Origin of the sequence: Martelella alba, assembly GCF_005217455.1 — a bacterium.
Lineage (GTDB): Bacteria > Pseudomonadota > Gammaproteobacteria > Enterobacterales > Enterobacteriaceae > Acerihabitans.
In genome coordinates, this window is the sequence record NZ_SZPQ01000019.1 from 40,142 (window position 1) to 61,967 (window position 21,826).

Here is a 21,826-nt window from a genome sequence, read left to right on the forward strand (position 1 = left end):
TTGGAGATAGAACATGAATACGTTTATCAAAGTCATCGGCGGCGCCATGTGCGGTTTGATGTTGACAACCGTCGCCGCCCGCGCGGCGGCCGATTACGCCGTGGTATTGAAAACCCTATCCAATCCCTTTTGGGTGGCCATGAAGCAGGGCGTCGAGCAAAAGGCCAAGACGCTCGGCGTGACAGTGGATATCTTCGCCTCGCCGTCCGAGGGGGATTTCCAATCGCAATTGCAATTATTTGAAGACCTAACCAATAAAAACTATAAAGGCATCGCGTTCGCGCCGCTGTCGGCGGTCAATCTGGTGATCCCGGTGGCAAAAGCCTACCAGCAAGGCATCCATTTGGTGAATATTGACGAGAAGATCGACATGGCCAGCCTGGCTAAAGCCAAAGGCAATGTCGAAGCCTTTGTCACCACCGACAATGTCAAGGTGGGCGCAACCGGGGCCCGGTTCATCATCAACAAACTCGGCGCCAGCGGCGGTCAGGTGGCCATCATCGAAGGCAAAGCCGGCAATGAGTCCGGTGAAGCGCGGCGCATGGGCGCCACCAATGCGTTCAAGGCCGCAAGCCAAATCAAACTGGTCTCAAGCCAGCCGGCGGATTGGGATCGGATTAAAGCGCTGGATGTGGCGACCAATGTGCTGCAACGCAACCCGGATTTGAAGGCTTTTTACTGCGCCAACGACACCATGGCGATGGGCGTCGCCCAAGCGGTGGCCAACGCGGGTAAAACCGGTAAGATTCTGGTGGTGGGCACCGATGGCGTACCTGAGGCGAGGAAAATGGTGGCTGACGGCATGATGACCGCCACCGTGGCGCAGGACCCGGCCAAAATCGGCGCTGATAGCCTGGCTATTCTGGTGGACTCGGTAAAATCGGGAAAACAAATTCCCCTGAACGCCCAGCCGCGTGTCGTCACGGTCGATTCTATTCTCGTTACCAAATAGGTCGCGCCAACCATGACAGTATTTTCGCCACTGGAGGTGGACTATTTGTAGCATCATCTAAATAACGTTGCGGAGAGTGAATTTAGATAACTTTAATCTGAATAGTGTGAATGGCATCGCGGTCCATCAAGCGGCAACGTGAAAAATGATGAGTCACTATTATGAAAAGCTCTGCCGGTAATGTATATAACAGGCATCTACCAACATAATTTATGTGGCACACCCTTAATACGTTGAATCGTATCGCCGCAGTAAATGAATGACAAATTCGTCGGAAACGAATCTAAACCGTCCATGGCTGGCCTTTGGTGAGAGACAGGATGTCTCTGATTTATCTCCAGGGGCAAAACGCCCCCTGTGATCGGGTGCGCGGATAACGCCGACAACGTGGCAACATAAAGTATGATGGGTATAAATGCTGGAGAATATGATGAACGTTCCCTATATCAAAATGGAAGGTATCGCCAAAGGCTTCGGTCCCGTCCAGGCATTAAAGTCAGTGGACCTAGCGATCTGCGCCCATGAAATCCATGCTCTTTTGGGAGAAAACGGCGCGGGCAAATCAACCTTAATGAAAATACTCTCCGGCATTTATGAACCCACCGCCGGTAAAATAGTTATCGATAATACCGAATATTCCAAATTGGATCATAAAATCGCGGCTAAATTAGGGATTGGTATCATTTATCAGGAGTTAAGCGTTATTGATGAGCTAACTGTTCTGGAGAATCTTTTCATCGGACGATTGCCGGTTAGACGTCGTTTTGGCATTAAACGGGTTGATTGGCGGGATATGCGCACAAAAGCCGCCATTATGTTGTTACGGGTGGGTTTGAAAGTCAGGCTTGACGAAAAAGTCCGCAATCTTTCCATCAGTCAGAAACAAATGCTCGAGATAGCCAAAACCCTGATGCAGGAAGCCAAGGTCATTATCATGGACGAACCAACCTCTTCGCTGACCTATAAAGAGGTGGACTACCTCTTTTTGATTATGAATCAGTTACGCCAGGACGGCACGGCCATCATCTATATCTCGCACAAATTAAACGAGATTCGACGTATTTGCGACCGTTATACGGTAATGAAAGACGGCAGTAGCGTGGCCACCGGTAAAATCGCCGACGTATCCAATGACGATATCGTTCGGTTGATGGTGGGCCGTGAGTTACAAAACCGCTTCCGGACGATGAAGGAAAGTATCGGCGGGGAAAACTGCGAAACCATTTTCGAGGTGAGCCATATCACCAGCAAGGATAAACGGCGAGTACGTGATATCTCTTTTACAGTCAATAGAGGAGAAATCATGGGCTTCGCCGGTTTGGTGGGTTCGGGCCGCACCGAATTCATGAATTGCATCTTCGGCGTCGAACCGGTCAGTTCCGGCAGGATTATGTTGCATGGCGCGGACATTACCCCTAAATCGCCTCTGGATGCGCTTAAAAAAGGCATGGGCTATATTACCGAAAGTCGTCGTGAGAATGGCTTTTTCGACAATTTCTCCATTGCACAGAACATCGCTATCAGTAAAAGTTTGAAAGACGGTGGCTATAAAGGCGCCATAGGTCTATTCAACCAAAATAAAGAACGTAAACTGGCCGAGCAGCAACGGCAATTACTGTCCCTGAAGTGCAGTTCAGTGGATCAAAATATCACTGAACTTTCCGGTGGTAATCAGCAAAAGGTCTTGATTTCAAAATGGCTGTGCTGTGAGCCGGAAGTCATTATTTTTGACGAACCCACCAGGGGTATTGATGTCGGGGCAAAAGCGGAGATTTATAAAGTTATGCGCGGCTTGGCCGACGCCGGAAAAACCATACTGATGGTGTCATCCGAATTACCGGAGATCATGTCAGTCTGCGATCGCATTGCAATTTTTTGCGAAGGCAAACTCACCCGCATTCTTGAGAATAATGAAAGTCTTAGCGAAGAGGACATTATGAAATGGGCGCTACCACAAAATTGAGGGAAATCCGTATGGATAAATCCAGTTTTAACTTCCAGAAATTTTGGGATCAATATGGTACCTTTTTCATATTGGCCATTATTATTGCCATCTTCGGCTCGTTATCCAGCGAGTATTTTCTGAAAGCCAATAATATCACCCAGATTCTGGTGCAAAGCTCGGTGACCGTGCTCATCGGCATGGGGGAATTTTTCGCCATTTTGGTGGCGGGTATCGATTTGTCGGTGGGGGCGGTATTGGCCTTATCCGGCATGGTCACCGCTAAACTGATGCTGGCCGGACTGGATCCGCTCTCGGCGGCGTTGATAGGCGGCGTGTTGGTCGGTGGCCTGTTGGGGGCGATTAACGGCTGCCTGGTGAACTGGACCGGCTTACATCCTTTTATCATCACATTGGGCACCAACGCGATTTTCCGCGGCGCGACGTTGGTTATTTCCAACGCGAATTCAGTCTACGGTTTTTCATTCGGATTCGTTAATTTCTTTGCCGCCAGCCCGTTGGGAGTGCCCGTACCGGTGATTTTTGCGCTCTGTATCGCGCTGATTCTATGGTTTATCACGTCCCATACCCGTTTGGGACGAAATATCTATGCTTTGGGGGGTAATAAAAATTCGGCGTTCTTTTCCGGCATCGATGTCAAATTTCATATGTTGATCGTGTTCATCATCTCCGGGATATGCGCCGGCTTGGCCGGCGTGGTCTCCACCGCCCGGCTAGGCGCGGCGGAACCGTTGGCCGGTATCGGCTTTGAGACCTACGCCATCGCCAGCGCCATCATCGGCGGTACCAGCTTTTTCGGCGGCAAGGGACGGATATTCTCCGTGGTCATTGGCGGTCTTATCATCGGCACCATCAATAACGGACTCAATATTCTACAAGTACAAACATATTATCAACTCGTGGTCATGGGGGGATTAATTATTGCCGCCGTGGCCCTGGATCGACTGATCAGTAAATAGGTGTTCGCCATGAAGATTTCACCTTCCCTAATGTGCATGGATCTTATCCGTTTTAAAGAACAGATCGAATTTATCGATCAGCATGCCGATTATCTGCATGTAGATATCATGGACGGCCATTTCGTCCCTAATCTGACATTGTCGCCTTATTTCGTCAGCCAGGTCAGACGCCTGGCCAGTAAGCCCATGGACTGCCATTTGATGGTGACCAATCCCGAATATTACATCGACACGCTGGCCGAGGCCGGTGCCGGCATGATCACCCTGCACCCGGAAACCCTGAGTGGTCAGGCGTTCAGAATCGTCGATAAAATCCGCAAACTGGGACTGAAAGTCGGTTTTATTCTTAATCCGGAGAGTTCGCTGGAAATGATGAAATACTATATCCATCTGGCGGATAAAGTCACCGTGCTGACCGTGGACCCCGGTTTTGCCGGGCAACCGTTTATCGGCGAAATGCTGGCGAAAATCCGTCAGCTAAAAGCATACCGGCAACAACATGGCCTGAGGTACGAAATTGAAATCGACGGCTCTTGCAATGAGCGGACCTTCACATCGCTGATTGAAGCCGGCGCTGATGTGCTTATTGTCGGTTCATCCGGTTTATTCAATCATCACGACGATATCCGGCAAGCCTGGCGCATTATGCAAGGCAATATCGCCAAGGCGCAGCAAGAGGTTGACGGCCATGCATAACCGACAAAAGGTGGTGGTCGGCGTCGATATGGGCGCCACCCATATCCGTATCTGCCTGCTTGGCGACGACGGACAACTAGTGGCGACTGATAAAAATCGTACCGACACGGTCATCGCCAAAGGTCTGGCCCGCGGCCTGAGCCAGTTTATTCAGGACAGACTCGCCGGTTACGCGACCGAGATGACCGCGTTAATGATAGGCTTTCCCGCCGCCGTCGCCCGCGACAGGAAGACCATCATTTCGGTGCCCAACCTTCCTTGCGATACCGGCGAATTCTCGTATCTGGCGGATAGACTGATGCAGCAATTTCACTGTCCGGTGGCGTTCGAGCGCGATGTGAATTTGCAATTGTACTACGATGTCACTGAACAACGATTGGCCGATAAGCTGGTCCTGGGATGCTATCTGGGTACCGGCTTTGGCTTCGCCGTCTGGCTCAATGGCGCACTGTTTGTCGGCGCTCACGGCGTGGCCGGCGAATTGGGGCATATTCCCTTAGGGGATCCGGATATCCGCTGCGGCTGCGGCAATGACGGCTGTCTGGAAACCCTGTGCTCCGGCGCGGCCCTGGCGCGCTGGTACGGCCGGGAGCCCAGAGGTTACGCTTTGTCCGACGTATTCGTGGAAAACAGGCGGGAACCCGTTCTGGACGAATTTATCCGACTGGGGGCCAAAGCCATCGCCACCAGCGCCAATTTGTTCGACCCCGACTGTATCCTGTTGGGCGGCGGCGTGATGGACATGGCCGGATTTCCCTACGAACGGCTGGTGGCCCAAACCCGCCGGCACCTGCGCAAACCACTGCCCGCGGAAATCCTGGCTTTCGCCAAAGCCTCCTCCTCGTCCTTCAACGGCGCTATCGGCGCCGCCCGTATGGCCGGCAAAACCCGCCCTCTTTAACGGATTACCGCCACGCGGGCGGCCGCGGCGACCGCCCCAACAGACAGAGCGAACGGGCCGCTGCGTCAAACCGCGATTTTCGCCCAGGTGTCGCGCAAGCCCACCGTTTTGTTGAATACAGGACGCTCCCGGCTGAAAGACCGGCTGTCGGCACAAAAGTAGCCTTCGCGCTCAAATTGATAGGGCCGCTCAGGCCGCGCGTCCGCCAGTCCCGATTCGGCGAACCCGTGCTTGACCACCAGCGATTGTGGATTGAGGGTGGCGTGGAAATCTTCCGCCGCGCCAGGATTGGCGTCGCTAAACAGCCGGTCGTACAAGCGGAACTCGGCGGGCAGATTGCGCGTGGCTGACACCCAATGGATCACGCCTTTCACCTTACGGCCGTCAGCCGGGTCTTTGCTCAGGGTATCGGCATCGTAACGGCAATAAATGACGGTGATAACGCCCTGCGCGTCTTTATCGACCCTTTCGGCCTTGATCACATACGCATTGCGCAGACGCACTTCCTTGCCCAGCACCAGGCGCTTGTACTGTTTATTGGCCTCTTCGCGAAAATCCGCCCGATCGATATAGATTTCCCGGCTAAAGGCCACCTGACGACTGCCCATCTCGGGTTTATTGGGATGGTTGGGCATGACAATGTCTTCTTCATAACCCGCCGGCAGATTTTCAATAACCACTTTGACCGGGTCGATCACCGACATGGCGCGAGGCGCGGATTCGTTGAGATCTTCACGAATACACGCCTCCAGCGCCGCCATCTCCACATTGTTTTCCTGTTTGGTCACCCCGATGCGTCGGCAAAATTCCCGGATAGAGGCGGCGGTATAGCCGCGGCGGCGCAAACCGGAAATGGTCGGCATACGCGGATCATCCCAGCCTTCGACAATGTGCTCGACCACCAATTGATTGAGCTTGCGCTTGGACATGACGGCGTATTCGAGATTTAGCCGGGAAAATTCGTATTGCCGCGGATGGCAATCGATGGTGATGTTATCCAGTACCCAATCGTACAGGCGCCGGTTGTCCTGGAATTCCAGGGTACACAGCGAATGGGTTATCCCTTCCAGGGCGTCCGAGATGCAGTGGGTAAAATCGTACATCGGATAAATGCACCATTTGCTGCCAGTCTGATGATGTTCGGCGAACTTAATCCGGTAGAGCACCGGGTCGCGCATCACCATGAACGGCGAGGCCATATCGATTTTGGCCCGCAGGCAGGCGGAACCCTCCGGGAAGCCGCCGCTGCGCATAATGGCGAACAGTTTGAGGTTCTCCTCCACCGGCCGATCGCGGTATGGGCTGTTTTTGCCCGGCGTGGTCAGATTGCCGCGATATTCGCGGATGGCGTCCGACGACAGTTCGTCCACATACGCCAGGCCCTTATTGATAAGCTCAATGGCGAAGGCGTGCAATTGGTCGAAATAATCAGAGGAATAGTGAATATTACCGCTCCATTCAAACCCCAGCCACTTGACATCCTGCTTGATGGAATCGACATATTCGATATCTTCCTTGACCGGATTGGTATCGTCGAACCGCAGGTTGCATTTGCCCTGATAGTCTTTGGCAATGCCGAAATTCAAGCAAATGGACTTGGCATGGCCGATGTGCAGATAGCCATTGGGTTCCGGCGGGAAGCGGGTATGAACCGACGTATGTTTACCCGTAGCCAGATCTTCGTCGATAATTTGACGAATAAAATTTGTTGGGCGGGCTTCAGCCTCACTCATATACGTATTCCTCTATGAAAACGCGACATTCATTTCTCTAATGTTCCAACAAGCCCAGGCGCGTTACAACCGTTAGTTGCGCAGAATCCCGGACCGAGCCGGTTGTATAACCGCTCAGTGGTTGAGCATGAAATTTTGCCGGTAAGACAATATTACCATAAGCGGAGTCAGGACGGGACAAACGGAACAGCGGGAAAGACGTTTTGATAGCGTGTTCCGGCACGCCGCGCGCGCCGGAACGGTATGAGACTTATTTTGCCGTGATATCCAGCAACTTACTTTCACCCGCGATCACCAGACCGCCGGCGGCGGCGGAAATGCCGCCGAACTGTTCCATATTGGTGATGACCACCGGACTGATAAGGGAACGGGCATTGGCGTTAAGAAAGTCCAGATCCAGCTCCAAAATCGGCTGGCCCTGCGCCACCCGGGCGCCTTCGTCCACCAGGCAGGTGAACCCTTGGCCTTGCAGGTTGACGGTATCAATGCCGATATGCACCACAACTTCGGCGCCGTTGTCGGTTTCCAGACAGAACGCATGATGGGTGCCAAACATTTTCACCACTGTGCCGCTGCCCGGCGCCACCACCAGTTTGTCGGTGGGACGAACGGCGACGCCCTCGCCGACGGCCTTACTGGCAAATCCCTCATCCGGCACTTGTTCCAGCGGGACAATTTCGCCGGTCAGCGGCGAAACCAGGCTGACCGCCACCGGGCGCGGCGCCGAGGAGGTTCGGGGGGCGTTCGTTATTTCAGCGGCCTGGGCGGCCGGCGCAGACTGGGAGGACGATTTGGCCGCCGCCACCGGACCGGAAGTCAGCACCTTGCGCATGGCATCGGCAATGATCTCGGCGCGGGTGCCGACGATAATCTGCACGCTTTCTTTATTCAGACGGATAACACCTTGGGCGCCAAGATTCTTGGCAAGCGCCTCATTCACCACCGCCGAGTTTTTAACGTTCAGGCGCAGGCGGGTAATACAGGCGTCGATACCGGTCAGATTGTCGGAGCCGCCCACTGCGCTGATGAAGCGCCGAGCCAGCAAGTCGGTTTCGCCGGCTTTGCCGACCGCCGCCGGTTGTTCGTCCACATCCACATCATAACCGTCCGCCTCGTCGCCGGCCACGGCCAGTTCACGCCCCGGGGTCAGCAAATTGAAGCGATTAATGGTGAAACGGAACACAATGTAATAAATGATGAAGAATACAATCCATTGCGGAATGAGCATATACCAGTGTACGGCCAGCGGATTGCGGGACGACAGCACCATATCCACCAGCCCGGCGCTAAAGCCGAAGCCGGCCATCCAATGCATGCTGGCGGCGATAAATACCGAAATCCCGGTCAACAGCGCATGGATCACATACAATACCGGCGCAACGAACATAAAGGAGAATTCCAGTGGTTCGGTGATACCGGTAAAGAACGAGGCGAAAGCGCCGGCCAACATAATCCCCGCCACTTTGCTTCTGTTTTCCGGACGGGCGCAATGATAGATGGCCAAGGCGGCGCCGGGCAGACCGAACATCATGATCGGGAAGAAACCGGCCTGGTAGCGGCCGGTAATGCCGGGGATACCGGTGCCGTTGGCGATAGATTGCGCGCCGCCGAGGAATTTAGGAATATCATTGATGCCGGCCACGTCGAACCAGAATACCGAGTTCAGGGCATGGTGCAGACCGACGGGGATGAGCAGACGGTTGAAGAAGGCATAGATGCCCGCGCCGACCGCGCCCATGTGCTGGATATAGATGCCGAACCCAACCAGCGCGTTGAAGATGACCGGCCAGACATACATCAGGATGAATGACACGACGATCATCACGAAAGAAACCAGGATCGGCACCAGGCGCCGCCCGCTGAAGAACGACAGGGCCTTGGGCAGTTCCACGTGGCTAAAGCGGTTATACAGCTCGGCGGAAATGATGCCCACCAGTATACCGACAAACTGATTGTTGATTTTGCCGAAGGCCGCCGGAACGCTGGCCACCGGAATCTTCTGTATCATCGCCACGGCCGCCGGCGCGCACAACGTGGTGACCACCAGGAACCCCACCAGGCCGGACAAGGCCGCCGCGCCGTCCTTATCTTTGGACATACCGTACGCCACGCCCACCGCGAACAGCAAAGACATATTGTTGATAATGGCCGAACCGGCGGTAATGAAGAAAGCGGCCAGCGAACTGTCGCTCCCCCAGCCCACCGGGTCTATCCAATAACCGACGCCCATGAGAATGGCGGCGGCGGGCAATGTCGCCACCGGCACCATCAGCGCGCGGCCGATCTTTTGTGCATAACTGAGTATATTCACCTTGATTCCCCTTTTAACCCTATCGTTCAACCCACACGGGTTGTAACCCCTGCCTGCTGCGAATTTCGCATTGCGTTTCCCCGATACACGCAGTGTAGGAACTTTAATTTTCAACGCAAATTAATACTACTGATTTGTGATTATAATCACCTTGAAGCACCAGGATTTGTGACTTATTCTTGTAAATATGTCAAACTTATTTTGCAAGACGAAAAATCGAGATACAACTATGCCGGTAACGCGAGAGTTTGCCCCCTCCCCCCCTACTGCGGGACCTTCGGGCTTATTATACTCTTTAGGCCGGACCGGAAAAACGCCACACTCGCCAAGAGGTTCCCAATGAGACTGATTCCTTTACAAACCGCAGCCGACGTCGGCAAATGGGCGGCGCGCCATATCGTCAATCGCATCAATGCGTTCAAACCCACCGCCGACCGCCCTTTCGTTCTCGGCCTGCCCACCGGCAGTACGCCCCTTGAAGCCTATAAATACCTTATCGAAATGCATAAAGCGGGCCAGGTAAGCTTCAAAAACGTGGTCACCTTCAACATGGACGAGTATGTCGGACTGCCCGCCGCCCATCCGGAAAGTTACCACACCTTTATGCACCAGAATTTTTTCAATCATGTTGATATCCCCTCGGGCAACATTAATCTGCTTAACGGCAACGCCGCCGATATCGATGAAGAATGCCGCCGCTATGAAGCAAAAATCGCCTCCTACGGCAAAATTCATCTGTTTATGGGCGGCGTCGGCAACGACGGACACATCGCCTTCAATGAACCGGCGTCCTCTCTGGCGTCCCGCACCCGCATCAAGACCCTTACCCAGGAAACCCGCCGGGTGAATTCCCGTTTCTTTGACAATGATATCGAACAGGTGCCGCGCTTCGCGCTGACGGTGGGAGTCGGTACCCTGCTGGACGCCGAAGAAGTGATGATACTGGTGATAGGCCATCAAAAGGCCATGGCCCTGCAAGCGGCGGTGGAAGGCAATGTCAACCATATGTGGACAATAAGCTGTCTGCAACTGCACGCCAGAGCGATAATGGTCTGCGACGAGCCCTCCACATTGGAGCTTAAGGTCAAAACGGTGAAATATTTCCGCGAATTGGAAGCGGAAAGCCTGAAAACACTGTGATTCCACACCGGGAGCGAATGATGTACGCACTAACCAACGGCCGGATGTATACCGGCCACCAAATTCTGGACGATCATGCGTTGATCGTCGACAACGGCGCCATCCAGGCCATTTGTCCGGCAGACGCGTTGCCCGCCGGCATCGAACGTCGCGATCTGGCCGGCGCCAACCTGGCGCCGGGTTTTATTGATTTGCAACTCAACGGATGCGGCGGAGTGCAATTCAATGATTCCCTTGACGCCCTGTCCGCGGCGACCCTGGAAACCATGCAGCGCGCCAATCAAAAGTCCGGCTGCACCAGTTTTCTGCCAACCCTTATCACCAGTACCGATGAATTCATGCAGCGTGCGGTGGAAGTGATGCGGGCATTTCTCGCGCAAAATAAAAATCAGGCGCTCGGGTTGCACCTGGAAGGCCCTTACCTCAATCCCGTCAAAAAAGGCACGCATAATCCGGACCTGATGCGCTCGCCCAACCCGGCGATGATCGATTTCCTGTGCGACAACGCCGATGTCATCGCCATTATGACTCTGGCGCCGGAACAGGTCGATTCAGACGTGATCCGCCGGCTGAGCCAGGCGGGCATTTTGGTTTCGGCCGGCCATTCCAACGCCACCTGCGCCCAGGCCAGGGCCGGTTTTAACGCCGGTATCGGCTTCGCCACCCATCTTTTCAACGCCATGCCGGCGGTGACCGGCCGTGAACCCGGCCTGGTGGGTGCGGTTTTCGATGCGCCGGAAATTTATTGCGGTATTATAGCCGACGGCCTGCATGTGGACTTCGCCAATGTCCGCAATGCCAAACGTATCAAGGGCGACAAACTGGTGCTGGTGACCGATGCCACCGCGCCGGCCGGCAGCGATCCTGAAATCGACAAGTTCATTTTCGCCGGCAAAACCATTTATTATCGCGATGGTTTTTGTCTGGACGAAAACGGGGTCTTGAGCGGTTCGTCCCTGACGATGATCGAAGCTGTGCGCAATTGCGTGGAGCATGCAGGAATTCCATTGGACGAGGCGTTGCGAATGGCAACGCTCTATCCGGCCCGGGCGCTGGGCGCGACCGATCGGTTGGGCTCGCTGCAAATCGGCAAGGCGGCCAACCTCACCGTCTTCACCCGCGATTTCCGGATTGTCAAAACCATCGTCAATGGCGACGACGTTTAACGATGAGCGAGTAGAACACTGATGACCCCAGGCGGACAGGCCCCGATAGGCAATGTTGATCTTGTCAAGCAACTTAATAGCGCGGCGGTCTACCGCCTGATCGATCAATCAGGTCCCATATCACGCATCCAGATTGCGGAACAAAGCCAACTGGCCCCGGCCAGCATCACCAAAATCACCCGGCAGCTACTGGAGCGGGGCCTGATTCGGGAGGTGGATCAACAAGCCTCCACCGGCGGGCGGCGGGCCATTTCCATCGTCGCCGAAACCCGGGCGTTTCAAGCCATCGGCGTGCGACTCGGCCGGCACGATACCACCTTGACGCTCTATGACCTGACCGGGAAATCCCTCTACGAGGAATACATCCCCCTGCCCGAGCGCACCCAGGAAGCCCTGGAAACCGCCCTGTTCGGCGCCATTGCCTGTTTCTTGGAGAACTGTCAGCGCAAACTGCGCGAGCTGATCGCTATTTCCGTCATCCTGCCCGGCCTGGTGGATCCTTATTCCGGCGTGGTCCGGTATATGCCGCACATTACCGTCAATCAGTGGCCGCTGGTGGAAAACCTGCAAAAAAAATTCCGTCTGACCGCGTTCGTCGGTCATGATATCCGTAGTCTGGCGCTGGCGGAGCACTATTTTGGTGCAACCCAGGACTGCGATGACTCCATTTTGGTTCGTTTGCATCGCGGAACCGGGGCCGGCATTTTGGTCAACGGCCAGATCTTTCTTGGCAGCAACGGCAATGTGGGCGAAATCGGCCATATTCAGGTGGACCCGTTGGGGGAGCGCTGCCATTGCGGCAATTTCGGTTGCCTGGAAACCATCGCCGCCAACGGCGCCATCGAGCAACGGGTCAGGCATTTGCTCAACCAGGGTTATTCCAGCCGACTGACCCTGGACAACTGCCGGATCGACGCCATCTGTAAAGCCGCCAACCGGGGCGATCCGCTGGCCGGCGAAGTGATCGAGCAGGTCGGTCATCATCTGGGCAAAGTCATCGCCATCGCCATCAACCTGTTCAATCCGCAAAAAGTGGTGCTGGCCGGCGAAATTACCGAGGCGCATAAAATCCTGTTGCCGGCGGTGCAGCGTTGCATCGACAACCAGGCGCTGAGCGGTTTTCGACAAAATCTGCCGGTAGTGATTTCCCTCCTCAACCACGGCTCGGCCATTGGCGCCTTTGCGCTGGTCAAACGGGCCATGCTCAACGGCGTCCTGCTACAGCGCCTGCTGGAAGAAAACTGAGTCCGGTTTCTTCCGGACGTCCCGCCACCGGCATTGACGGTTCCATAAGCCACGGCGGCTTTCGACGGTCTTTATTAAAGATTCATCAAAATAAATACCAAAAAATTATCGTATTATTAATCCGTTCGCTTTTTTTGTTGATGGATCTTGAATAGAAGTGCCATTTTGATGCTAAATCAATGTCAACATGATAACAAACTGACTCGACGCGCTTGGGGTGGCTTGCAGCGGCACGCGAGCAAACGCCGCCGGCCAAGAGGCGGCGTGAAGTCGTCGAGACGAGACCCGTAAGCGGGTCGATAGACAAAATAAGGAATAGCTATGTGTTCGATTTTTGGCGCCCTCGACCTGCACTCCGATCCGGTCGAACTGCGTAAAAAAGCGTTGGAGATGTCGCGCCTGATGCGGCATCGCGGCCCCGACTGGTCTGGGGTTTATGCCGGCGACAAAGCGATATTGGCCCACGAACGGCTGTCCATCGTGGACGTCAACACCGGCGCCCAGCCACTGTATAACGCCGCCCGCACCCATGTGCTGGCGGTCAACGGCGAAATTTACAACCACCAGGCGTTGCGCCATGAACTGGGCGAACGCTATGCGTTCCAGACCGGTTCCGATTGCGAAGTGATTCTGGCGCTCTACCAGGAAAAGGGGCCCGACTTTCTCGACAGTCTGCGGGGTATGTTCGCTTTTATCCTTTATGATTGCGAAAAAGACGCTTATCTCATCGGCCGCGATCATATGGGCATCATTCCCCTGTATTACGGCTACGATGAAAACGGCACGCTGTTCGCCGCATCGGAAATGAAGGCGCTGGTGCCAATCTGCCGCAGCATCAAGGAATTTCCTCCGGGAAGCTATCTTTGGAGCCGGGATGGGGAAATTCGCGAATATTATGTTCGCGATTGGTTTTCCTACGAAAATGTGAAAAACAATGTCACCGATAAAGCCGCCTTGCGCGATGCGCTGGAAGAATCGGTGAAAAGCCATCTGATGTCCGATGTGCCTTACGGCGTATTGCTGTCCGGCGGCCTGGATTCGTCGATTATCTCCGCCATCACCAAGAAATACGCCGCCCGGCGGGTGGAGGATGAAGCCCGCAGCGAAGCCTGGTGGCCGCAGTTGCACTCTTTTGCCGTCGGACTGGAAGGTTCCCCGGACCTGAAGGCCGCCAAGGCGGTGGCCGACTACCTGGGCACGGTGCATCATGAAATCCATTTCACCGTTCAAGAGGGCCTGGACGCGATTCGCGACGTTATCTATCACATTGAAACCTATGATGTCACCACTATCCGCGCCTCTACCCCCATGTACCTGATGTCGCGTAAAATCAAAGCCATGGGCATCAAGATGGTGCTGTCAGGCGAAGGTTCGGATGAAGTGTTCGGCGGGTATCTGTATTTCCATAAGGCGCCCAACGCGCGGGAATTCCATGAGGAGTTGGTCCGCAAGCTGCAAGCGCTGCATATGTATGACTGCGCCCGGGCCAATAAAGCCATGGCCGCCTGGGGCGTGGAAGCCCGGGTGCCTTTCCTGGACAAGCATTTCCTGGATGTGGCGATGCGCATCAATCCGCAGGATAAAATGTGCGGCCACGGCAAAATCGAAAAACACGTCTTGCGCGAGTGTTTTGCCTCGTATCTGCCGGAAAGCATCGCCTGGCGTCAGAAAGAACAGTTTTCCGACGGGGTTGGCTATAGCTGGATAGACAGCCTCAAGGAGGTGGCGGCGACGCAAATCACCGATCAGCAATTGGCCAATGCGCACTTCCGTTTCCCTTACAATACGCCGACGTCCAAGGAAGCCTATTTTTACCGGCAGATTTTCGAGGAGCTGTTTCCGTTGCCCAGCGCCGCGGAATGCGTCCCCGGTGGTCCCTCAGTGGCCTGTTCGTCCGCCAAGGCCATCGAATGGGATGAATCCTTCAAGAAGATGGATGACCCGTCGGGGCGCGCCGTAGGCGTGCATCAATCCGCCTATTAAGACCTCTCGACCCCGCGCGCGAACCGGGCTTTGACGGCCCGGTTTTTCTGTTTGGCGCACCTTGCATCCCGCGGGAAAAGGCTATGGCGCCAAGGTGTTATTCTCGTAAAAATCAGCGCTTATGCGTTTTTTATCGTCAGGTTGGTCATAAGCCAGACAAACAGTATGTGCAAAGGCGTATTACCGAAAAAAGGAGTTGACTGAATTTCTGCAACTACGCATAATGCGCCCCGCAACGCCGAATGATGGTCACGCGGAAGGACGGCTACGTAGCTCAGCTGGTTAGAGCACAGCACTCATAATGCTGGGGTCACAGGTTCGATTCCCGTCGTAGCCACCATATGCGGGAGTGGCGAAATTGGTAGACGCACCAGATTTAGGTTCTGGCGCCGAAAGGTGTGCGAGTTCAAGTCTCGCCTCCCGCACCAGATTTCGGCTAACGCAGCGGATGGGGTATAGCCAAGCGGTAAGGCAGCGGGTTTTGATCCCGCCATTCCCAGGTTCGAATCCTGGTACCCCAGCCAATCGCTTCCAGCGGCCGGCGCTATCGTACAACGGCTTTAACCTTTGGGATATCGCCAAGCGGTAAGGCAGCGGATTCTGATTCCGCCATCCCCAGGTTCGAATCCTGGTATCCCAGCCAGAACTTATTGGCCATGGGTGGCGCATGTTGCGGTTTGCAAACCATAAATCAAGAAGTACCATTTGGCTACGTAGCTCAGCTGGTTAGAGCACAGCACTCATAATGCTGGGGTCACAGGTTCGATTCCCGTCGTAGCCACCATATTATTGGGGTATCGCCAAGCGGTAAGGCAGCGGATTCTGATTCCGCCATTCCCAGGTTCGAATCCTGGTACCCCAGCCAGCTTTGAGGGCTCGCCCCCATCGGTGATGTACAGCCGATAATCTGGGGCCGCCTACCGCGAGATATCATACTTATCCGCGGGCGAAAAACGGAGCGCAGCGCGTTCCGTTTTTTTTTGCCGTGCTCTGAATACGACCCGTTGCCTGGCGGTGGTGAGCGAGCGTTGCCAACCCGCAGGCAACGTGAAGTATGGCGAGTCCCCTTCCATTACTCCCTGATGACTTTGCCGCGGTACCGTCGCCGACGCAGTCATATCGCCAGGCCGCATCCCCGGCAGGCCTTTGCCCTTCTTTCCCGGCGCTCGAATGAACTCTCGCTCGGTTTTTGTACTCTGATAACGGGAGGGGTATATTGTGGCAAGCCGCCCGTTTTTTCACAGCAAATCCGTGGGTAATAATTCAGATCACGGTTTCGGGGTTGGCTTATCGTGCACACTGCCCCACATCCAGGATGGATATAAATGAAAACGTAAATCATAGATTGAGAATCAACAATGATTGACTATAAAACCGCAACCAATGATGAATTGAAAATCGAATTTAAACGCTTGTCCAAATTGGCGGGCGACATGCCGTTAGGTACCAGGAAAGAGTTTTATCATCTGCCCGCCATACTCCGGGAACAGGAATTGCCGCTGGCCGTTGCGGCCGGTTCCATGGGCGGCAATATTTGGCTTATCACCTTAACCAGCCAGCGCATTTTGTTTTTGGACAGGAGCGCGGTATTCGGTCTCAAACAGATCAATATTGAATTGGCCGGTATTCTCTCGGTGAGCAGCCGGATCCGGATGATGGCCGGCAGTATCACCCTAAACACCCTGGAACAGGATTATACCATTGAAAATATCATCAAAGGCGCCGTCATTCCCTTCGCCAATCGGGTAAATGCCGCCCGTGAGGCGCTCCGTCCATCGTCCGTGCGAACGGGTCCTATCGGCAAATCGGCCCCGGAACCGGTGGTGGATATGATAATCCAGTTGGAAAAGCTGGCTTCGCTCAAGGAGCGGGGGATTTTGAGCGAAGAAGAGTTCAGTACGCAAAAGGCAAAAATCCTGGCGATGTAACGATAAGCGCCCTATTGCGGTATCTATAGCCCGAGCGCATATTTCAGCGCCTGCGTTTTCAGCGCGCCGGCGCGTTGCGCCATCATCAGCCCGAGGTTGCGCGCAAGCCTGAGGGGCGGCAGGCTATTGCTGAAAACACCGTAAAAAAGGTCCATACCACTTTGCATCAGCAGATTATCGGTATGGCGGCGATGCTGGTAGCGCTTGAGAATTCGCGTCTCGTCCCAGGGCTCGGCGTGATCCCGGGCGCTTATCAACACATCGGCCAAAGCCTCGGCATCACGAAAGCCCAGATTGGCCCCTTGTCCCGCCAGCGGATTAATCGTGTGCGCCGCGTCGCCTACCAACGCCAGACCGGGGGCGACATACCGTTCGGCATGACAGCGTGTCAGGGCAAAGGCGCCGGCGGCGCAAAGGCGCACATCTCCCAGCCTGGCCGGGAAAGCGCGTAACGCCTCCCGCTCCAGCGCCGGCAGCGGCAACGCCTGTAATTGCCGGATCCGCGCCGCGTGGTCGTACCACACCAGCGAGGCCCACTGACCGTATAGGGGCAAAAAGGCCCGCGGTCCATCCGGCGTGAACTTCTGCCAGGTGGTGTCTCCCGCGTCTGTCCGGCATTCCACCGTCATTAGCAGGCAGGACTGGCGGTACTGCCAACCGGATACGCCGATGCCGGCCTGGCGCCTGACTTGCGAGTGCGCGCCGTCGGCGCCAACCAGCAGGCGGGCGGCGACGGTTTGCCCATCATCCAACGTCAAATGCCATTGGCCGCCGTCGTAACGGCAAGCCGCCAATTGCGCCGGGCAGCGTACCGTCAGCGTGTCCTGCTCCTCGCCCGCTTGCCACAGCGCCCGCTGCACCCGATGGTTTTCCACCATGAACCCCAGTTCCGGTAGTTTTAGCGCGCCGGCATCGAACGACACCCGCGCATCCTCCCATTCCCATGTTTCCAGACGACGATAAGGCGCCACCCGGTCCGCGGCGATGCGATCCCAGGCGCCCAGACGCCTGAGCCACGCCACCGAGGCACAACTGAAAGCCGAGACCCGCAAATCCGGCACGCCGTCATTCGCCGCGCCGTCGACCGGCGGCGTGCGCTCCAGCACCAGAACCCGAAAACCGGCCTGCGCCAACGCCAGCGCCGCCGCCGCGCCCACCATGCCGCCGCCCGCCACCACGGCATCAACACTTGCTATCTTCGCCATAAGGGTCAAACCCGGAAAGCCCTGAATGAATACGGCATTGTATACTCTAAATACGCCGAGTTGTATCGCGACGGCCTTTGAGGGCGCCCCTGCGAGGGCGCCACGGCAAGTCTGACGGGGAGAATGCAGGTTGGCCCCTGCCCCGCAGGTCCGAGACGCGCCGGACTGGTCAGAGCCGGGGCAAAGGATTACAATACGCGGCCAGCATGAACACGTGATCCTGCCCTGCGCCACTGTCCCGAAGGCGGGCCGCTCGCCAGGCCGCCGGCGCCATGGCAAAAGGCGGGGCAGGATCTGATGCCCTTTATCCGTACCGAGTAACAGCGATCCGATGACCAAGAAACTGCACATCAAAACCTGGGGCTGTCAGATGAACGAATACGATTCATCTAAGATGGCCGATCTCTTGGATAGCACCCATGGCTACCAGTTGACGGATATCGCCGAGGAGGCGGATGTCCTGCTGCTCAATACCTGCTCTATTCGCGAAAAAGCCCAGGAAAAAGTGTTTCACCAGTTGGGCCGCTGGCGCGCCTTGAAAGAAGCCAACCCGGAAGTCATTATCGGCGTCGGCGGTTGCGTGGCGTCCCAGGAAGGCGAACACATCCGCGAGCGCGCCCACTACGTGGACATTATCTTCGGGCCGCAAACCCTGCACCGGCTGCCGGAAATGATCAACCATGTGCGCGGCACCCGTAGCCCCGTGGTGGATATCAGTTTCCCGGAAATCGAGAAATTCGACCGGCTGCCGGAACCGCGCGCCGACGGACCGACCGCCTTCGTTTCCATTATGGAAGGCTGCAACAAATACTGCAGTTTCTGCGTGGTGCCTTATACTCGCGGCGAGGAAGTCAGCCGCCCCTGTGACGACGTGCTGTTCGAAATCGCTCAACTGGCGGAACAGGGCGTGCGCGAGGTCAATTTGCTCGGCCAGAACGTCAATGCCTATCGCGGGGCCAGTTACGACGGCGGTATTTGCAGCTTCGCCGAACTGCTGCGTCTGGTGGCGGCCATCGACGGTATCGATCGGATCCGTTATACCACCAGCCATCCCATTGAATTCAGCGACGATATTATCGATGTCTATCGGGATACTCCCGAATTGGTGAGTTTCGTGCATCTGCCGGTGCAAAGCGGCTCGGATCGCGTGCTGACAATGATGAAGCGCGGCCATACCGCGCTGGAATATAAATCCATCATCCGTAAACTGCGCCGCGCACGCCCCGGCATCCAGGTCAGCTCCGATTTTATCGTCGGTTTCCCCGGCGAAACCGACGAGGATTTCGAGCGGACCATGCAGCTTATCGCCGATGTCGATTTCGACATGAGTTACAGTTTCATTTATTCCGCCCGTCCCGGCACGCCGGCGGCCGATATGGTGGACGATGTCGGCGAAGAAGAGAAAAAACAGCGACTTTACCGTCTACAGGCGCGTATCACCCAGCAGGCCATGCGCTACAGCCGCCTGATGTTGGGCACCGTTCAGCGGATTCTGGTGGAAGGCACCTCGCGCAAAAATCTCATGGAACTGTCCGGACGCACCGAAAACAACCGGGTGGTGAATTTTGAAGGCGCGCCGGACATGATCGGCAAATTCGTCGATGTGGAGATCGTCGATGTCTACCCCAATTCCCTGCGCGGCGTCGTGGTGCGCAGCGAAGAACAAATGGGGTTGCGCGTCAACGAGAGCCCGGCCTCGGTGATGGCGCGCACCCGCAAGGAAAACGAGCTGGGCGTGGGTATTTATCAGCCGTGACCCCACCCCCCTCCCTCCGGAAGGGCAATCACGCTTTTCCGGCGTTTTCCGGTCCCGCGCCCGGTTGTTTTTCACCCTTTGTGCCCCCATGTCATTACTGTGGCTTGCGCCCCGGCCGCCGCCGGGTGTTTACTGCTGTTAATGCCTGCCCAATTCCGACGCCGGTAATGGCTTATGCGCCCGGCACAGGCCGGCGCGGAAACCCGAGCAACCCCTTAACCTGGTCTTGATGACCAAGAGGAAAAGTTTGAACGTCGATACCAAAGAAATCGTGCTGGAACCCGCGGACAATACCCGTCTTATGAGTCTTTGCGGGCCGTTTGATGACAATATCAAACATCTTGAGCGCCGGTTGGGCATTGAGATCAATCGTCGCGACAACGTCTTTAAACTGGTGGGCGCGCCGTTATGCGTGGACGCCGCGGTCAAAATATTGCGGGCTCTATATGTGGATACCGCGCCGGTACGCGGTCTTGTCACCGATATCGAACCCGAACAAATCCATCTGGCCATTAAAGAAAGCCGGGTGCTGGAGCAAACCGCCGACAGCGTGCCGGACTACGGCAAGGCGATCCATATCCAGACCAAGCGCGGCGTCATCAAGCCCCGCACGCCGAATCAGGCGCAATATATCGCCCACATTCTCGATCACGATATCACTTTCGGCGTCGGGCCGGCCGGCACCGGCAAAACCTATCTGGCGGTGGCCGCGGCGGTGGACGCCTTGGAACGCCAGGAGATCCGCCGCATTATGCTGACCCGTCCGGCGGTGGAAGCGGGAGAAAAACTCGGTTTTTTACCAGGCGACCTGGCGCAGAAAGTCGATCCTTACCTGCGTCCCCTGTACGACGCCCTGTTTGAAATGCTCGGCTTTGAGCGGGTGGAAAAACTTATCGAGCGCAACGTCATCGAAGTCGCGCCGCTGGCCTACATGCGCGGGCGAACCTTGAACGACGCCTTTATCATTCTCGATGAAAGCCAGAACACCACCATCGAACAGATGAAAATGTTCCTGACGCGTATCGGTTTCAACTCCAAGGCGGTCATCACCGGCGATATCACCCAGATAGACCTGCCGCGCAACGCCAAATCCGGCTTACGCCACGCCATTGACGTCCTGGCCGGCGTGGAAGAGATAAGCTTCAACTTTTTCCACAGCGAAGACGTGGTACGCCACCCCGTGGTGGCCCGCATCGTCACCGCCTACGAACAATGGGAAAACGCCGAACAAAAACGTAAGGACGCTCTGGCGGAGCAGCGTCGGCGCGACGCGGCGGCGCAAGGCGAAAACCGGCGCTCCGAGGCCGATATTTCCCGGGGAACGGCGCTATGAGTCATATCATCCTGGATTTGCAAGTGGCCTGCGACAATCCCGACGGTTTGCCTGGCGAGCCGGATTTCACGCGTTGGCTGCAGGCTGTGCTGCCGCGCTTTCGCGACAAGGCGGAAGTGACCATCCGTCTGGTGGATGAAGCGGAAAGCCATGCATTGAATCTGACTTATCGGGGCATGGACAAGCCCACCAACGTGCTATCGTTTCCCTTCGACGCGCCGCCGCAGGTGCGGTTGCCGCTACTGGGCGATTTGGTCATCTGCCGGCAGGTGGTGGAGAGGGAAGCGGCCGAGCAGGATGCGGCGCCAGACGCACATTGGGCGCATATGGTTGTCCATGGTTGCCTGCATCTGCTAGGGTATGATCATATCCTGGACGACGAAGCCGAACAGATGGAAGGTTTGGAAGCCGATATCATGCTTGCCATGGGCTATCCTGACCCCTATCGGGCGGAAAAAAATGCCTGACGCGCAAGCCCGGCGTGCGCGGTGGAATAATCAATAACCCGGGCCTTGTCAGGCCCGGGATCCCATTCACATACTGACAATAAGTGAA

At 55.8% G+C, this 21,826-nt stretch carries 16 protein-coding genes and 6 tRNA genes; 19 read left to right on the forward strand and 3 right to left on the reverse strand.

What is annotated here, in order from left to right:
- Positions 1 to 13 precede the first annotated feature (13 nt).
- The 5 genes from alsB (at position 14) to alsK (ending at position 5,471) form a co-directional block, all read left to right on the forward strand.
- A complete protein-coding gene (gene alsB, locus FCN80_RS13810) occupies positions 14 to 952 on the forward strand; it encodes a D-allose transporter substrate-binding protein (protein WP_136990742.1) in 939 nt (312 codons plus the stop codon).
- Between the two features lie 415 nt (positions 953 to 1,367).
- Positions 1,368 to 2,915, forward strand: coding sequence for a D-allose ABC transporter ATP-binding protein AlsA (gene alsA / locus FCN80_RS13815; protein WP_230492670.1), 1,548 nt, complete (start codon positions 1,368 to 1,370; stop codon positions 2,913 to 2,915).
- 11 nt (positions 2,916 to 2,926) lie between these two features.
- Entirely contained in the window at positions 2,927 to 3,874 is a 948-nt protein-coding gene (gene alsC, locus FCN80_RS13820) for a D-allose ABC transporter permease (protein ID WP_230492671.1), read from the forward strand.
- Positions 3,875 to 3,883: 9 nt separating this feature from the next.
- Positions 3,884 to 4,570, forward strand: a complete 687-nt coding sequence (alsE, locus tag FCN80_RS13825) for a D-allulose 6-phosphate 3-epimerase (RefSeq protein WP_136990745.1) — start codon at positions 3,884 to 3,886, stop codon at positions 4,568 to 4,570.
- A complete protein-coding gene (gene alsK, locus FCN80_RS13830; protein WP_136990746.1) occupies positions 4,563 to 5,471 on the forward strand; it encodes an allose kinase in 909 nt (302 codons plus the stop codon). Before alsE ends, alsK begins: the two co-directional genes overlap by 8 nt.
- 65 nt (positions 5,472 to 5,536) lie before the next feature.
- Here alsK and glnS read toward each other — a convergent pair whose 3' ends face one another.
- Complete coding sequence (gene glnS / locus FCN80_RS13835) at positions 5,537 to 7,204, reverse strand: glutamine--tRNA ligase (protein WP_136990747.1); 1,668 nt, start codon at positions 7,202 to 7,204, stop codon at positions 5,537 to 5,539.
- Between the two features lie 250 nt (positions 7,205 to 7,454).
- Positions 7,455 to 9,515, reverse strand: a complete 2,061-nt coding sequence (gene nagE / locus FCN80_RS13840) for an N-acetylglucosamine-specific PTS transporter subunit IIBC (RefSeq protein WP_136990748.1) — start codon at positions 9,513 to 9,515, stop codon at positions 7,455 to 7,457.
- A 339-nt stretch (positions 9,516 to 9,854) separates the two neighbouring features.
- Here nagE and nagB point away from each other — a divergent pair, with 339 nt between their 5' ends.
- The 11 genes from nagB to FCN80_RS13895 all read left to right on the forward strand — a co-directional run bounded on the left by nagB (position 9,855) and on the right by FCN80_RS13895 (position 16,977).
- The gene (gene nagB / locus FCN80_RS13845; RefSeq protein ID WP_136990749.1) at positions 9,855 to 10,655 is read left to right on the forward strand and encodes a glucosamine-6-phosphate deaminase; all 801 of its coding nucleotides are present in this window, start codon (positions 9,855 to 9,857) and stop codon (positions 10,653 to 10,655) included.
- Between the two features lie 17 nt (positions 10,656 to 10,672).
- Positions 10,673 to 11,821 (forward strand): N-acetylglucosamine-6-phosphate deacetylase, encoded by a 1,149-nt coding sequence (gene nagA, locus FCN80_RS13850; protein WP_230492672.1) that lies wholly within the window; start codon positions 10,673 to 10,675, stop codon positions 11,819 to 11,821.
- Positions 11,822 to 11,842: 21 nt separating this feature from the next.
- Positions 11,843 to 13,066 (forward strand): DNA-binding transcriptional regulator NagC, encoded by a 1,224-nt coding sequence (gene nagC, locus FCN80_RS13855; RefSeq protein ID WP_136990751.1) that lies wholly within the window; start codon positions 11,843 to 11,845, stop codon positions 13,064 to 13,066.
- 321 nt (positions 13,067 to 13,387) lie between these two features.
- Positions 13,388 to 15,049, forward strand: coding sequence for an asparagine synthase B (gene asnB, locus FCN80_RS13860; protein WP_136990752.1), 1,662 nt, complete (start codon positions 13,388 to 13,390; stop codon positions 15,047 to 15,049).
- A 263-nt stretch (positions 15,050 to 15,312) separates the two neighbouring features.
- Positions 15,313 to 15,389: transfer RNA gene (locus tag FCN80_RS13865), tRNA-Met, on the forward strand.
- Positions 15,390 to 15,392: 3 nt separating this feature from the next.
- Positions 15,393 to 15,477: transfer RNA gene (locus FCN80_RS13870), tRNA-Leu, on the forward strand.
- Positions 15,478 to 15,498: 21 nt separating this feature from the next.
- Positions 15,499 to 15,573, forward strand: a tRNA-Gln gene (locus FCN80_RS13875).
- Between the two features lie 44 nt (positions 15,574 to 15,617).
- Positions 15,618 to 15,692: transfer RNA gene (locus FCN80_RS13880), tRNA-Gln, on the forward strand.
- A 64-nt stretch (positions 15,693 to 15,756) separates the two neighbouring features.
- Positions 15,757 to 15,833, forward strand: a tRNA-Met gene (locus FCN80_RS13885).
- Between the two features lie 6 nt (positions 15,834 to 15,839).
- A tRNA-Gln gene (locus FCN80_RS13890) sits at positions 15,840 to 15,914 on the forward strand.
- A 493-nt stretch (positions 15,915 to 16,407) separates the two neighbouring features.
- Positions 16,408 to 16,977, forward strand: a complete 570-nt coding sequence (locus FCN80_RS13895; protein ID WP_136990753.1) for a PH domain-containing protein — start codon at positions 16,408 to 16,410, stop codon at positions 16,975 to 16,977.
- 23 nt (positions 16,978 to 17,000) lie between these two features.
- On the opposite strand, the gene ubiF is transcribed toward FCN80_RS13895, so the two are convergent.
- Entirely contained in the window at positions 17,001 to 18,182 is a 1,182-nt protein-coding gene (gene ubiF / locus FCN80_RS13900; RefSeq protein WP_136990754.1) for a 3-demethoxyubiquinol 3-hydroxylase, read from the reverse strand.
- Positions 18,183 to 18,513: 331 nt separating this feature from the next.
- On the opposite strand from ubiF, the gene miaB reads away from it, so the two are divergent.
- The 3 genes from miaB (at position 18,514) to ybeY (ending at position 21,738) form a co-directional block, all read left to right on the forward strand.
- Positions 18,514 to 19,938: a tRNA (N6-isopentenyl adenosine(37)-C2)-methylthiotransferase MiaB gene (miaB, locus tag FCN80_RS13905; protein ID WP_136990755.1), complete on the forward strand. Its 1,425-nt coding sequence runs from the start codon at positions 18,514 to 18,516 to the stop codon at positions 19,936 to 19,938.
- Positions 19,939 to 20,185: 247 nt separating this feature from the next.
- Complete coding sequence (locus FCN80_RS13910; RefSeq protein ID WP_170975394.1) at positions 20,186 to 21,271, forward strand: PhoH family protein; 1,086 nt, start codon at positions 20,186 to 20,188, stop codon at positions 21,269 to 21,271.
- Positions 21,268 to 21,738 (forward strand): rRNA maturation RNase YbeY, encoded by a 471-nt coding sequence (ybeY, locus tag FCN80_RS13915; protein ID WP_136990757.1) that lies wholly within the window; start codon positions 21,268 to 21,270, stop codon positions 21,736 to 21,738. Before FCN80_RS13910 ends, ybeY begins: the two co-directional genes overlap by 4 nt.
- Positions 21,739 to 21,826 lie beyond the last annotated feature (88 nt).